Source organism: Nonomuraea sp. NPDC052116, assembly GCF_040680035.1.
Taxonomy (GTDB): domain Bacteria; phylum Actinomycetota; class Actinomycetes; order Streptosporangiales; family Streptosporangiaceae; genus Nonomuraea; species Nonomuraea angiospora_A.
This window is the reverse complement of the sequence record NZ_JBFAWA010000001.1, coordinates 308,258-322,158: the sequence shown is the minus strand read 5'-3', so window position 1 is coordinate 322,158 and position 13,901 is coordinate 308,258. Positions and strand designations below refer to the sequence as shown.

Annotated in this window: 10 protein-coding genes and 1 pseudogene; 6 read left to right on the top strand and 5 right to left on the bottom strand. The window is 70.3% G+C overall.

Annotated elements, in window-relative coordinates; all coding sequences use genetic code 11:
* Nucleotides 1-98 precede the first annotated feature (98 nt).
* The 3 genes from AB0L65_RS01400 (at nt 99) to glnII (ending at nt 4,918) form a co-directional block, all read left to right on the top strand.
* A complete protein-coding gene (locus tag AB0L65_RS01400; RefSeq protein ID WP_364239328.1) occupies nt 99-761 on the top strand; it encodes a hypothetical protein in 663 nt (220 codons plus the stop codon).
* Between the two features lie 10 nt (nt 762-771).
* The gene (locus AB0L65_RS01395) at nt 772-3,738 is read left to right on the top strand and encodes an AAA family ATPase (RefSeq protein WP_364239326.1); all 2,967 of its coding nucleotides are present in this window, start codon (nt 772-774) and stop codon (nt 3,736-3,738) included.
* A gap of 160 nt (nt 3,739-3,898) precedes the next feature.
* Entirely contained in the window at nt 3,899-4,918 is a 1,020-nt protein-coding gene (gene glnII, locus AB0L65_RS01390) for a glutamine synthetase (RefSeq protein WP_364239324.1), read from the top strand.
* 61 nt (nt 4,919-4,979) lie between these two features.
* Here the strand turns inward: glnII and AB0L65_RS01385 are convergent, their stop codons facing one another.
* From AB0L65_RS01385 to AB0L65_RS01365, 5 genes and pseudogenes are all read right to left on the bottom strand, one after another.
* The gene (locus AB0L65_RS01385; RefSeq protein ID WP_364239323.1) at nt 4,980-6,518 is read right to left on the bottom strand and encodes an aldehyde dehydrogenase family protein; all 1,539 of its coding nucleotides are present in this window, start codon (nt 6,516-6,518) and stop codon (nt 4,980-4,982) included.
* A 77-nt stretch (nt 6,519-6,595) separates the two neighbouring features.
* Nucleotides 6,596-7,468, bottom strand: coding sequence for a UTP--glucose-1-phosphate uridylyltransferase (locus tag AB0L65_RS01380; RefSeq protein WP_357731356.1), 873 nt, complete (start codon nt 7,466-7,468; stop codon nt 6,596-6,598).
* 31 nt (nt 7,469-7,499) lie between these two features.
* Complete coding sequence (locus AB0L65_RS01375; protein WP_364239321.1) at nt 7,500-8,795, bottom strand: transposase; 1,296 nt, start codon at nt 8,793-8,795, stop codon at nt 7,500-7,502.
* A pseudogene (gene tnpA / locus AB0L65_RS01370) lies at nt 8,795-9,006 on the bottom strand (IS200/IS605 family transposase); the annotation flags it as partial. The gene AB0L65_RS01375 and the pseudogene tnpA, both read right to left, overlap by 1 nt.
* A gap of 127 nt (nt 9,007-9,133) precedes the next feature.
* Nucleotides 9,134-9,679, bottom strand: coding sequence for a cupin domain-containing protein (locus tag AB0L65_RS01365; protein ID WP_364239320.1), 546 nt, complete (start codon nt 9,677-9,679; stop codon nt 9,134-9,136).
* Nucleotides 9,680-9,791: 112 nt separating this feature from the next.
* On the opposite strand from AB0L65_RS01365, the gene AB0L65_RS01360 reads away from it, so the two are divergent.
* Genes AB0L65_RS01360 through AB0L65_RS01350 form a run of 3 tightly spaced genes read left to right on the top strand, consistent with a single transcriptional unit; the run spans nt 9,792 to nt 13,851 of the window.
* Nucleotides 9,792-11,354 carry an SWIM zinc finger family protein gene (locus AB0L65_RS01360; protein ID WP_364239318.1) on the top strand — a complete coding sequence of 521 codons (1,563 nt, stop codon included), beginning with the start codon at nt 9,792-9,794 and terminating at the stop codon, nt 11,352-11,354.
* Complete coding sequence (locus AB0L65_RS01355) at nt 11,351-12,790, top strand: DUF5691 domain-containing protein (RefSeq protein ID WP_364239317.1); 1,440 nt, start codon at nt 11,351-11,353, stop codon at nt 12,788-12,790. Before AB0L65_RS01360 ends, AB0L65_RS01355 begins: the two co-directional genes overlap by 4 nt.
* Nucleotides 12,787-13,851, top strand: coding sequence for an AAA family ATPase (locus AB0L65_RS01350; RefSeq protein ID WP_364239316.1), 1,065 nt, complete (start codon nt 12,787-12,789; stop codon nt 13,849-13,851). The genes AB0L65_RS01355 and AB0L65_RS01350 overlap by 4 nt, the downstream gene beginning before the upstream one ends.
* The last annotated feature ends 50 nt before the right edge of the window (nt 13,852-13,901 follow it).

The window sequence follows — 13,901 nt, the reverse complement described above, 5'->3', positions numbered from 1 at the left end:
TTTTCCCTCCGCTTCGCGCTCATTGTGTCGGAAAGCGGGCACAACAACTCCGTTGGTCCGTAAAGCGGAGGTAAGCCCTGGTGAAAAAGGCACGGGGTTTGATCGCGGTAACGGTCGCGATCCTGATGCTGTCCGCGTGCGCCGGACAGCCCGAATTCCATTACGTACGCGACTCGGCGGGCACGACCTACTTCAAGGTGCCGTCCTCGTTCACGCAGCTCAACGCCGACCCCATTGAGCTGTACCTGTCCGGAGACCAGCCGAACTCGGTGGCGGCCCTCCTCCGGGCCCAGCGGGTGTGGTCGACCGCCTTCGACCAGTCCGCGGAGCCGTCGGTCAACCACCTGCTGGGCTCGACGGAGCCGTTCGTCTACGCCACCGTGCACCAGCTCACGGAGGAGCAGCGGGACGCGATCTCACTGAACCGGCTGCGCGACTTCGTGCTGCCGGTGACCTCGCAGATGCGCGAGCTCTACGCGCAGCAGGCCATGGCGACGGGGCAGCCGTCGATGTTCAAGAATTTCGTCCTCCTCAACGACGAGGTCACGACGATGGACAACGGCGCGAGGGGAGTCCGGGTCCGCTTCGAATACCAGATCGGCGAGGACGTCCAGACGTTCGACCAGACCGCCATCCTCGACGAGAAGGGCGCCACGGTCTCCGTCATGCTCATCGGCTGCCAATCCGTCTGTTTCCGGAAGCGCGCCGCCGAGTTCGACAAGATCGAGAGTACGTTCAAGCTGCTCCGGCTGCCTGGATGAGGGAGCACCATTGACCACGACCAATCACCATGAAGGGCTGCGTGCCCCCGGCAGCGGGCCCTCCGACCCCGAATCCGTGACCAGAAAGAAGATGCAGTTCTGGGACCGGAGCAAATTCCTCATCGCCCTGGTGGTGGCCTACCTCATCCTCACGTGGAAGGTGATGGCCGACTGGCAGGGCGTCGTCCTGTTCCCCGAGGCCGCCCAGAGGATCGCCTACGAATACCCATGGATCTTCTGGCTGCTCGGCGTCGAGGTCGCGCGGCAACTCCACTTCCTGGTCAGCGAGCACTGGTCGGCCTACCACCGCTTCTGGAGCCACCGGGTGTTCGGCGGCTTCGAGCGCTGGACGCACCGGCGCTTCGACGACTGGACGAGGTACCGGCTCTCGCGGGCGCTCAAGGTCACCTTCTTCGTGGTGCTGACGGCCCTGGTGCTGGGGGCGGTGCTGGACGTCAGCCCGTTCGTGGCGGTGATGCAGGCGCCGGCGCTGCTCTGGAACGCGATGCCGTTCCTGATCCAGATCGTCTTCCTGTTCTTCGTGGTCATCATCCAGTTCGTGGGCCTGTTCTGGTTCCTGTCCAGGGGCGGCGTGGAGACGTACTTCCCCGACGACATCAAGACCCGCTTCCACGACGTGTGGGGCCAGGACCACGTGGTCGAGCGCGTCCGGGAGAACATCGTCTTCCTCGAGCGCCCCGACGAGATCGAGCGGCGCGGCGGGTACGTCCCCAGCGGCCTGCTGTTGTGGGGGCCGCCGGGCACCGGCAAGACCCTCATGGCCGAGGCCGTCGCGGGTGAGACCGGCAAGCCGTACGTGTTCGTGGATCCGGGCGCGTTCACGAACATGTTCATGGGCGTCGGCATCCTCAAGGTCAAGGGGCTGTTCAGGAAGCTGCGCAAGCTGGCGCTCCGGTACGGCGGCGTGATCGTCTTCTTCGACGAGGCCGACTCGCTCGGCAAGCGCGGCCGCCTCGCCCAGCAGGGCCCGCCCGGACAGGGCGGCTTCTCCGGCCTGTCCGGCGCCAACGGCTGCCACGGGCTCAACTACCTGTCCGAGGAGACCCGCCAGGTGCTGGCCTTCCGGGCCGGGCGCGAGTCGCCCGACGAGCCGGGGCGGCGCAACCGCTTCTTCATGGGCGGCGGCATGAACGGCTCGGGCGACCCGGGCACGCTGCAGGCGCTGCTCACCGAGCTGTCCGGGCTCAAGAAGCCGCGCGGGTTCTTCAACCGGCTCGTCCGCCGGCTGCTCGGCATGCGGCCCAAGCCGCCGCCCAAGTACCGCATCCTCGTCATGATGGCCACCAACCGGCCCGACGCGCTCGACGAGGCGCTGCTGCGGCCGGGCCGTATCGACCGCATCTACAAGGTCGGCTACCCGTCCAAGGCCGGGCGGGTCCGCACGTACCAGGGCTATTTCGACAAGGTGTGGCACGAGCTCACCCCCGAGCAGATCGACAAGCTGGCCACGATCACCCCGTACGCCACCGGCGCCACGATCAAGGACCTGGTCAACGAGTCGCTGATCACCGCCATCAGGGACAGCCGCGAGATCATCACCTGGTCGGACGTGCTGCGGGCCAAGCGGCTCAAGCAGCTCGGCCCGCCCGAGGACGTCGAGTACATCGAGCGCGAGCGGCACGCCGTGGCCGTGCACGAGGCCTGCCACGCCGTCGTGGCGTACGTGACCCGCTTCCACCTCGAGATCGACATCGCCACCATCGAGAAGGGCGCCGACTACCTGGGCATGGTCGCCTCGATCAAGCCCGAGGACCAGTTCACCCGGTGGAAGTCCGAGCACGAGGCCGACATCATGGTCTCCCTGGCCTCGCTGGCCGGCGAGCGGATGTTCTTCGGGGAGGACAACTCCTCCGGCGTCTCCGGCGACCTGTACTCGGCCACGTACCTGACCGCCATGATGGAGTCGTACTGGGGGATGGGCTCCGGCGTCACCTCGCTGCCGGCTCTCCAGGAGCTGGAGATCATGGGCGGCAAGGCCATGCGCAAGGCCCGTCCGGGTGCCGGCGGCACGATCGGCATCACCGAGCGGGAGCCCGCCAGGAACCAGCCCGACCTGACCCCCGACGTGCTGGGGGAGCGGATCGAGTTCAACCTGGTGCGGCTGCTGGAGAAGACCGAGGAGCTGCTGCAGGAGCACCGCAGGGAGGTGCTCTGCGTGGCGCACGCGCTGGAGACGCACAAGACGCTCAACGGCGACGACGTGGTGGCCATCATCCGCCGGGAGCCCGGGCCGCTCATCGACGGCACGATCTACGCCTCCGACGAGCTCTGCCAGGAGCTGGAGGACTACCACCGCGACGCGGCCAGGGCGCACAAGGAGCACAGCCACATCGAGCGGGACCTTCCCGGGCCGGTGGAGGAGCCGGTCGAGCTGCAGCCGGTCGCCCACGGCGGTCCCGGCGTGTCGGCCGTCCAGCCGGCATCCCTGGCGGCGCAGCCCTCGGTGATCCAGGCTCCGCCCCTCATCACGCACGAGGTGAACGGAGAGGCGGCCGAACGCCCCGAGTTCGTGCCGTGGGCGGCGGCCTCGCCGTCTCCCTCGCCCGTGCCCGTCGTGGTGGGGACACCGGCCGCCGCCGCGGTCCCGCCGCCGGCGCCGCGGCGCGCGGGCCGGGTCTGGCTGGTCGTCGCCAGCCTGCTCGGGCTCGTGGCGCTGTCCATCATCGCGGCGCTCGCGGTGACGGGCACGGTGGCGGGCGTCGGCACGAACGCGGCCACCTCGACCGTGGCCTCGCCGGGGTTGCTGCTCCTGCTGTTCGTCGTGGTGGTCGCGGTGATCGTGGGCGCCGGGCTCGCGCTCGTCGCGATCAAGGGGGTACGAGCCGCGCAGGCCAAGGCCGAACGCGAACGCGACCAGGCCCACGCCCGCGCCCAGCTCCTGGCGGCGGCGATGGATCCCGACACGGCGATGCGGCTGCTCGGCTACGACGGGAACGGGACGGAGGGCCGCACCTGACACGACGTCTCTGACCGCATGGCGTGGCGCCCTCGGCGCCACGCCATCTTTTACCTTTGGGTTGCCTGATTAACACGGCGTTCACATTCGGGCAAAAACCGGGAAACGGCCGTCCGTAAGACTCGGCGTGGCTGTGAACACCGTGAAGAAAAGGACCGCCGTGAGCTACAAGGCTGAGTACATCTGGATCGACGGCACCGAGCCCACGGCTCTGCTGCGCTCGAAGACGAGGATCCTCGCCGACGGGGCCGAGCCGCCGGTCTGGGGCTTCGACGGCTCCAGCACCAACCAGGCCGAGGGCCACTCGTCGGACCGCGTGCTCCGCCCGGTGTTCGTCTGCCCCGACCCGATTCGCGGCGGTGACAACGTCCTGGTCCTCTCCGAGGTCGAGGAGATCAACGGCGACGCGCACGTCAGCAACACCCGCGCCCTGCTCCGCCCGATCGCCGAGAGGTACGCCGCTCAGGAGTCCTGGTTCGGCATCGAGCAGGAGTACACCTTCTTCAAGGGCAGCCGCCCGCTCGGCTTCCCCGAGGGCGGCTTCCCCGCCCCGCAGGGCCCGTACTACTGCGGTGTCGGCGCCGACGCCATCTTCGGTCGCGAGATCGTCGAGCTCCACCTCGACCGCTGCCTCGCCGCCGGTCTGGCGATCTCCGGCATCAACGCCGAGGTCATGCCCGGCCAGTGGGAGTTCCAGGTGGGCCCGGCGGGCCCGCTCGAGGTCGCCGACCACCTGTGGGTGGCCCGCTGGCTGCTCTACCGGACCGCCGAGGAGTTCGGCGTCGAGGCCACCCTCGACGCCAAGCCCGCCCGCGGCGACTGGAACGGCGCCGGCGCGCACACCAACTTCTCGACCAAGGCCATGCGCGAGGGCTACGACGCCATCATCACCGCCTGCGAGGCGCTCGGTGAGGGCGACAAGCCGATGGAGCACATCACGCAGTACGGCGCGGGCGTCGAGAGCCGCCTGACCGGCGCCCACGAGACCGCCCCGTGGAACAAGTACAGCTACGGCGTGTCCAACCGCGGCGCGTCCGTGCGCATCCCGTGGCAGGTCGAGGTGGAGAAGAAGGGCTACATCGAGGACCGTCGCCCGAACGCCAACGTCGACCCGTACGTGGTCACCCGCCTGCTGGTGAACACCTGCTGCTCGGCCCTGGCGAAGGCCGGCCAGGTCTGACCCGCCCGCAAGCGACGAAGAACGGGCCCCTCGCCTCCGAGGGGCCCGTTCTCGCGTTTGATCACGGCAGGCGGAAGGCCAGGTCGGGCTCGATCTCGGCGACGTCCATCTGGGCCTTCTGCAGGCGGCCCGAATGGTCCCAGTTCATCGCCTGCCAGCGGGTGAACTGGTCGAGCACCCACATGCCGGACTGGCGGCTGCCGTTGCCGGACTTGCCGTTGCCGCCGAACGGGAGGTGGGCCTCGGCGCCCGAGGTCGAGTTGTTGACGCTGACCATGCCCGCCGAGATGCCCTCGCGGAAGCGGAAGGCGTGCTGCGGGTCGGTGGTGTAGATGGAGCTCGACAGGCCGTAGCCGGGCAGGTTGGCCAGCTCGATGGCCTCGTCGAGGGTGCTGAAGGTGGTGACGCCGACGATCGGGCCGAACGTCTCCTCCAGGAACAGGCGGTCGGTGGGCCGGACGCCGTCGACGACCACCGGGTGATAATAGAGGCCCTGACCGCCGTCGAAGTCATGGCGCGGGTTGTCCCCCGTAATTTTCCCGATATTTCCGGACACGACCTGGTGGTGGGGCTGGATCCAGGTCAGGTACTCCTCGTACCGATCTGCGAACTTCTGGTCGAGCAGCGGGCCCGCCAGCACGTCCTCCTCGGGGTCGCCGATCCTGGCCTCGCCCACGGCCCGCGCGAACCGCTCCACGAACTCGTCGTGCACGCTCTCGTGCACGATCACCGTGCCCAGGCTGGTGCAGCGCTGACCGGCCGTACCGAAGCCGGAGAACAGCGCGCCCTCCACGGCCAGGTCGAGGTCGGCGTCCGGCATGATCACCATCGGGTTCTTGCCGCCCAGCTCCAGGCAGGCCGACTGCAGGTGCCGCCCGGTCAGCTCGCCGATCTTCCGGCCCACCTCGCTGGAGCCGGTGAACCCGACCTTCTGCACGCTCCCCTCACTGAGCGCCTGCTCCAGGCCCTCGTACGTCGCGGCGCCGTCGGCGAACACGATGTTCAGCACGCCGTCGGGCAGCCCGGCGGCCACGAAGAGCCGGTACATGGCGTGCGCGGAGGCGGCGGCGTACTCGGCGGGCTTCCAGACGACGGCGTTGCCGCAGAGCAGCGCCGGGACCAGGTACCACGAGGGGACGGCGACCGGGAAGTTGCCCGCGGTGACGACCGCCGCCACGCCGATCGGGTTGCGGAACGTGAACAGGTTCTTGGCCGGCATCTCCGACGGGACCGTCTGCCCGTACAGCCTGCGGCCCTCGCCCAGGAAGAAGTCGCACGTGTCGACGATCTCCCGCACCTCGCCGAGGGCCTCCGCGTACGGCTTGCCGATCTCCTCCGTCACCAGGTGGGCCAGCCGCTCGGCGTTGGCCTCGACCAGCCGGCCGATGGAGGCGATCACCCGGCCGCGCACCGGCGCCGGCACCTTGGCCCACTCGCGGTGGGCCTCCTTGGCGGTGCGGCAGGCGGCCGCGAACGTGCCGGCGTCGGCCAGCCCGACGTGGGCCACGACCTCGCCGGGGCGCGCCGGGTTGGTCGACGGGTACGTGGTGGCGCTTCCCGTCTCCTTGCCACCCACGATGGAAACGATCTGACGGCTCACCGGTGTCCTCCTCGTAGTTCCTTCGGTCAGACAATCATCTCGCCAGGAAAAAGCCCAACCGGAAAAAACCCAAGACGTCAGCCGCTCTCCTGGGCGAGTTTGCGCAGCTCCGGCCCGAACCTCGGGTGCGCCAGCGCGGCGGCGAACTGGGCCTTGAGGTAGTTGAGCGGCGAGCCCGTGTCCCACCAGGTGCCGTCGATCACCTGCCCGTACACCGGGTGGTCCGCGGCGTGCCGGTGCAGGGCGTCGGTGAGGTAGATCTCGCCCTGCGGGTTCTCGTGCCACCTGCGCGTCTGCTCGTGGAGCTCCTCGACGACGCCCGGGGTGACGACATATCCGCCGATGGCGGCGTACCGGGAGGGGGCCTGCTCGGGGGACGGCTTCTCCACCAGCCCGGAGATCAGCAGGCGGCCGCCGCCGAGATCCTCCTTGACGATCGGCACGCCGTACCGCGAGGCGTCCTCGACGGCCATCGGCATCAGGGCCAGCACGGGGGCGTGGGTGGCGTCGTACGCGGCCTTGAGCTGCTTGGCCCTGGGCACCTCGGCCACGAACACGTCATCGGCCCACAACACCATGAACGGCTCGTCGCCGATGACGCGGGCGGCGTTGAGCACGGGCGTGCCGTTGCCGTAGGGGCCGTTCTGGTACAGGTACGTGATGTGGGCCAGCGACGACAGCTCCGCCACCGCGTCGGCCAGGTCGTCCTTGCCCGCGGCGCGGAGCTGGAGCTCGAGGTCGGCGTCGGGCGCGAAGTGCCGCTGGATGAGGTCCTTGCGGGACGAGGTGACGATGGTGATCTCGTCGATGCCGGAGTCCACGAGCTCCCGGATGGTGTGCTCGATGACGGGCTTGTCGCCGATCGGCAGCATCTCCTTGGGCAGCGCCCTGGTCAGCGGCAGCAGCCGCGAGCCGAGTCCGGCCACGGGGATGACGGCTTTGTGGACCATGCGTCTCTCCTTGTTGAAGCGCTCCCCACGGCTAATGCCGGGAGATTCCAGCCAGTCCGGGACTTGCCGTAGCGAGGTCCTGCACTGCTGTTGCTTGACGGTTCGCCTTCCGGCCCACGCGGCTGCGTGGTTTGCGCGCCCCAACCCGCGCTGCCGGTCTGGCCTGCGCGAGCTCCGCCCTCCCAGCGGTGAGTATGTTCTTGGCGGCGTTCACGTCCGCATGGTCACGGTGCCCGCACGAGGCGCAGACGAAGACCGCTTGGCTCTTGCGGGACTTCGCTTCCACATGCTTGCACTCATGGCACGTGATGGACGTGTTCACCGGGTTTACAGTAATCACAGAGGTGCCCGTGTACCGGGCCTTGGACCGGACGGCTAGTTCGATCCGATGCCACCCCTTATCCAAGATGGCCCGATTCAGTCCGGACTTGGCAGCGGCCTTGTTGGGCAGGAACGCCCCGGGCCGTTCGGGGTCCGGCTTAGGCGCAACCGTCGCGGTCATGTTCTTGGTCTTGAGCGCCTCGAACACGATCAGGTCGTGGTCGAGGGTCAGCATATGGGCGGTCTTGGCGGCGAAGGCTGCCCGCCGCCTGCGGATCTTCGCGGCGAACGCCTCCACCCGGCGCGCGGCGCGACGGCGGCGATTGGACCCCTTGCGGGTGCGGGCCCAGTCCCGCTGCAGCTTGGCGGCGTGTTCTATCTCACGGCCAGTCGCGAACACCTTGTGATGAAACCGCCCCTGGCTGGTGGTCACGATCTTCGCTACGCCGCGGTCCACCCCGATGGCGGTCTCGGGTATGGCGTGCCGGACGGGAGTTTGGATACCGTCGTCGACCAGGAAGCTGACGAACCACCGCTGGCCCTCACACAGCACGGTAGCGTTCTTGACCGCCCCGCCCAGCGGCCGGGTCCACCGCAAGCGAACCCAGCCCAGCTTGGGCAGCTTGACACGTGCCCAGCGCCGGTTGAGCCGCTCCACCGTGATCTTTCCGCCCTCAGGGAACCGGAACGACGGGCGGGTACGCGTTTTGGACTTCCAGTGCACCCTCCAAGTCCCATGCCGAGTACATGCGGCATCCAGGTCGATGAGCGTCTGTTGCAGGCAGTGGCCAGGAACCTCGGCCAACCATTCCAGCTCCGGCTCGCGCTTGGCCTCCACAAGCTGGCGGGCCTGCTCGTGGTAGCCGATGAACGCCTCCCGCCGCCGGTAGGTACGACGCTGCTCCAAGGCGGTGTTCCACACCGCCCGGCAGGCCCCGCTGATCCGCTCGGCGAAGGCGGCTTGCTCGGGCGTCAGGTCCAGGAGGTATTTGCGGCCGGTCAGCATGGGTCTACCTCGACCAGCAGGTGCACATGGTCGGGCACGACGTCGAATTCCACCAGCCATGCCCCCTTCTCCTCGATCACCTCACGAATAGCTGCTTGAACCGCTCCTCGACCCGGCCGTCCAGTACGCGGCGTCGGTACTTGGGGCGCCACGCCACATGGAACGCGCACTGAAAGGCGATCTTGCTGTTGATCCGCAGCGTCACAGCCACGCGGATCAGTATCCGGCACTCGACTCTCTACCGTATGAAGTTTCGAAAGAAGGGCCTACCCCATGGCGCAAATCAGGGGGCAGCGCTCTAGATCTTCGATCGGCCGCAGTGACGTGCGAAAACGCGGCTAGGCCGTGAAGTCGGCGAAATCGAAGCCTGGGGACACGACGCAGCTCACCAGTACCGCCTCGTCGGAGGCCGGGCGGGCCGACTGCCACACGCCGCCGGGCACGATCGCCTGGGGCACCTGACCCTTCTCCACGTCGGCCCCCAGCGTGACCACGGAGTCGCCGATCGTCAGGCTCAGCGGGCCGCCGCGGTGCCACAGCCAGACCTCGTCCGACCTGACCACGTGCGGCACCGACTCCTCGCCCGGCTGCAGCAGGAAGTAGATGCCCGTGGCGCTGGCCCGTGGCCCGGGGTAACCGTCCGGGTGGAAGGTCACGGACGATCTCCACGTCTCCCTGAACCAGCCGCCTTCGGGGTGGGGGAGCAGGTCGAGGGCCGCCGCGACGGGCGGGCGCTCGACGAACGCCACGGGTGCGCCCGTCACGTCCCTGCGCAGGAAGAGGTTCCCGTCCAGGACGAGCTGCCCGTCGAGCGGGCTGGCCAGGGCCGCCGCCTCGTCGGGCACCTGGATGGACGGGCCTTCGGGGTAGGTTCGCAGCTCCATCTTGGAGAGTTTATGCCGATAAATCGGGACAAGATGGGTGGTTCCTTTCCGGTCGATGGGCATCTCGCCGACGGGGCGCGAAATGTCGGTGGAGGTGGCTAGTCTGCGGCAGGTGATCGAACGGTGGAGCCGTGATCAGGTGCTCGCCCTGGCCCCGGACGCGGCGTCGCGGTCGGCTGCGCAGAAGGTGGCGGCGCCCGGGAAATGGTCGGCGTGCGGCACGACGGGCACGGTCGTGTACGGCGAGTGCGAGGGCAGCGGCGCCAGGCCCTACCTCGCCTGCGTCGATCTGACCGAGCCCGCCTACCGGTGCAGCTGCCCGAGCCGGAAGTTCCCGTGCAAGCACGCGCTCGGGCTGCTGCTCATGTGGGCGGCCGACGGGGTGCCCGTCGAGCAGGGCGCGCCGCAGTGGGTGACCGAGTGGGTGGAGGCACGGGCCGAGCGCGTCGCCAAGGAAGCGGCCAAGATCGAGGAGGCGCGGGCGAAGAAGGCCGCCGAGGTGTCCTCGGGCGAGGCCGACGGCGGGGCTCCCGACGGTGGGGCTCACGGCGCCGGGCGGTCCGGTGGATCGTCGCGGTCGGGCGCGGAGTCCGTCCGCCACGGGCGCGTCGCCGCCGGGCTGAGCGAGCTGGAGCGGTGGCTCGACGACCAGGTGCGGCAGGGGCTGGCGGGGGCCGCCGAGCACGAATGGGAAGGGCTGGCCAAGCGGCTCATCGACGCCCAGGCGCCCGGCGTGGCGGGGGTCGTCTCCAGGCTGGTCCGGGTCCGGGCGGACGACGACTGGCCGGGGCGGCTGCTGGAGGAATACGCGCTGATCCACCTGCTCGCCGTCGCCTACCGCCGGCGGGCGGAGCTGCCCGGGGCGCTGGCCGAGACCGTGCTGAGCCGGGTCGGTTTTCCGGTCGCCAAGGAGGAGGTGCTGGCCGGGGCCGCGGTGCGCGACCAGTGGGACGTGCTGGGCAGGCGGGACGAGGAGCAGGACCGGCTGACCTCCCGGCGCGTCTGGCTGCGGGGGCGGCGCAGCGGGCGGGCGGCTCTGGTGCTCTCGTTCGCACCGCAGGGGCAGCCGCTGGACGCCTCCCTGGTCACGGGGACGACGATCGAGGCCGATCTCACGTACTACCCGGGCGCCGCCCCCTTGCGCGCGCTCGTCGCCACCCGGCACGACCTCGGCGCGGGCGGCGCCATGCGGTACGGCCCCGGCGCGGGTGGCGCCGCGTGGCCCGCCTCGGGAGCGGACGACGCTGCCCGGTACGGCTCCGGTGCGGGTGGCGCAGCCCAAGGCGGCTCCGGCGCTGACGATGCCGCCCGGTACGGCTCCGGTGCGGGCGGCGCGGGCGGCGCGGGCGGCGCGGGCGGTGCGGGTGGCGCGGGTGGTGCGGGTGGCGCGGGCGCGGGGACGCCGCCTGGGGTGTCGCCGGAGCAGGCGCTGGACGAGGTGGCCGGGGTGCTGGGCGAGGATCCGTGGACCGAGTCGTGGCCGCTTGTGCTGGCCGGGGTGGTCCCGGGGCGCGACTCGATCGGCGGCCTGCCGCTGCATCGCGCGGCCCGCGACCCCTGGCGGTTGATCGCCGTCTCCGGAGGGCGTCCGGTCACCGTGGCCGTCGAATGGACGCCGCGCGGGCTGCGGCCCCTGACCACCTGGGACGACGAAGGAACGGCGGTGATCCTGTGACGGGCTGGGAGGAGCTGGCCTCGACGGCGCTCGTGGGGACCGATCGCAGGCCGCACCAGGGCGATCTGCTCGATGACGCCGCCGTGGAGGTGGCGCGGAGAAGAGCGGGCCGCAAGACCGGCGCGGCCGGGCCGCCGGAGCAGGTGCCCGGCGCCGGGCCACAGGAACACGTGCCCAGCGGGGCCGATCGGCGGGAGCAGACGGCCGGGGCTTCCGAAGGGTCCCTCGAAGCCCAGGCGGCTCCTGCTGAGGAGCGGGTGGCTGTGGGGAGGCGGGCGGCGGAGCGGCTGGTGCGGATCATGGGCGGCGAGCACGAGCGGCTGTTGCCCGAATGGCTGGCCGCGGCCGCCGCCACCGGCCGGAGGGTGCCGCCGTACGTGCTGCCCGAGCTCCTGGAGAAAGGACGGCGGGACCGCTCGATCCGGGTGCACCTGGGGGTCCTGGCCGGGCAACGGGGCCGGTGGCTGGCCGGGCTCAATCCCGCCTGGGACTACCTCCTCGAGGAGCCGACCGGGGAGACGTGGGAGCTGGGCGGCGCCGCGGACCGGCGGGCGCACCTGCGCACGCTCAGGACGGCCGATCCCGAGCAGGCCAGGCGGCTGCTGGAGAGCACGTGGGAGCGTGAGACGCCCGACGACCGGGCCGAGTTCGTGGAGGTGCTGGCCGACGGGCTGAGCATGGAGGACGAGCCGTTCCTGGAGAGCGCGCTCGACGACCGCCGACGGGAGGTGCGCCAGGCCGCCGCCAACCTCCTCACCCGCCTGCCCGGCTCGCGCATGTCCCAGCGCATGGCCGAAAGGGCGCGGGCCTGCGTGACCATCTCCCGGAAGGTCATCGCCGTCGAGGCCCCCCACGACTGCGACAAGGCCATGGAACGCGACGGCATCCGTCCCAAGCCGCCCAGGGGCATCGGCGAGCGGGCCTGGTGGCTGCAGCAGATCCTCGCCCGAGCCCCGCTGTCGATCTGGGGTCACCCGCCCGCGGCGCTGCTCGAGATGAAGATCCCCGACTGGGACGCCGAGGTGAAGGCCGCCTGGGTGCGCGCCGCGGTGCTGCAGAAGGATCCGGAGTGGGCGCGGGCGATGTTCGGGTGGGACCCGATCGCTGACCTCCTGGAGTCCCTGCCGCCCGACGAGCAGCAGGAACTTGCCGCCGATTTCGTGAAAAAGCATGATTTGGACAGCCAGTTGATCATGGTGTTGGGCGGAGTGTCGTCCCACTGGCGCGAGGGCCTGGCCACGGCCGTCCTCCGCAAGATCGTGAAGGTGGCCACCACACAGCCGTGGAACCTCGGCGAGCTGGTCAAGCTGGCCGGCGAGCGCATCGACCCGGCCCTGTTCCCGCTGGCGCTGAGCTACTCGCCCGTGGAGTCCGTCCAGCAGGTGGCCGCCCTGCTGCGTTTCCGTGCCGACATGTACAAGGAGCTTCACCCATGACTGTTCTGCGTCCGCACGCGGAAGACCAGTACGCCGAGGAGCTGGCCTTCCTGGCCAAGGACGACGACCGGCCCAGGCCGCCCGGCTGGAAGCTCTCCCCGTGGGCCGTGACCACGTACATCCTGGGTGACGGAGACCGCATCACCCCCAAATACGTGGGCGCGCGCCGCATCGTCGAGGTGGCCGTCGCCACGCTGGCCACCGACCGCGCGCTGCTGCTGCTCGGCGTGCCCGGCACGGCGAAGACCTGGCTGTCCGAACACCTGGCCGCCGCCATCAGCGGCGACTCCACGCTGCTCGTGCAGGGCACCGCGGGCACCGCCGAGGAGGCCATCCGCTACGGCTGGAACTACGCCAGGCTGCTGGCCGAGGGCCCCTCGATCGAGGCGCTGACCCCGTCGCCCGTGATGCGCGCGATGGCCGAGGGCCGGGTCGCCCGCGTCGAGGAGCTCACCCGCATGCCGTCCGACGTGCAGGACGCCCTGATCACCGTGCTGTCGGAGAAGACGCTGCCGATCCCCGAGCTCAACCGCGAGGTCCAGGCCGAGCGCGGCTTCAACGTGATCGCCACGGCCAACGACCGCGACCGCGGCGTCAACGAGCTGTCCAGCGCCCTGCGCCGCCGGTTCAACACGGTCGTGCTGCCGGTCCCGGCCACCGCCGAGGAGGAGGTCGACATCGTCGCGCGCCGCGTCACCCAACTCGGCCGCGCCCTGGAGCTGCCGGAGACGACGACCGGGCTGGCCGAGATCCGGCGGGTGGTGACGGTGTTCCGCGAGCTGCGCACGGGCGTCACCGAGGACGGGCGCACCAAGGTCAAGTCGCCCAGCGGCACCCTGTCCACGGCCGAGGCCATCTCGGTGCTCACCAGCGGCATCGCCCTGGCGGCCCACTTCGGCGACGGCGTGCTGCGGCCCGCCGACGTGGCGGCCGGGATCGTGGGAGCCGTGGTCCAGGAGCCGGTCTCCGACCGGGTCGTGTGGCGCGAATACCTCGAGACGGTGGTACGCGAGCGTTCCGACTGGCGCGACTTCTACCGCGCCTGCCGCGAGGTGTCATGAGCGAGCGACCCATGGGACACAGCCGCGAAGTGCTCATGCGGCCGACGAAG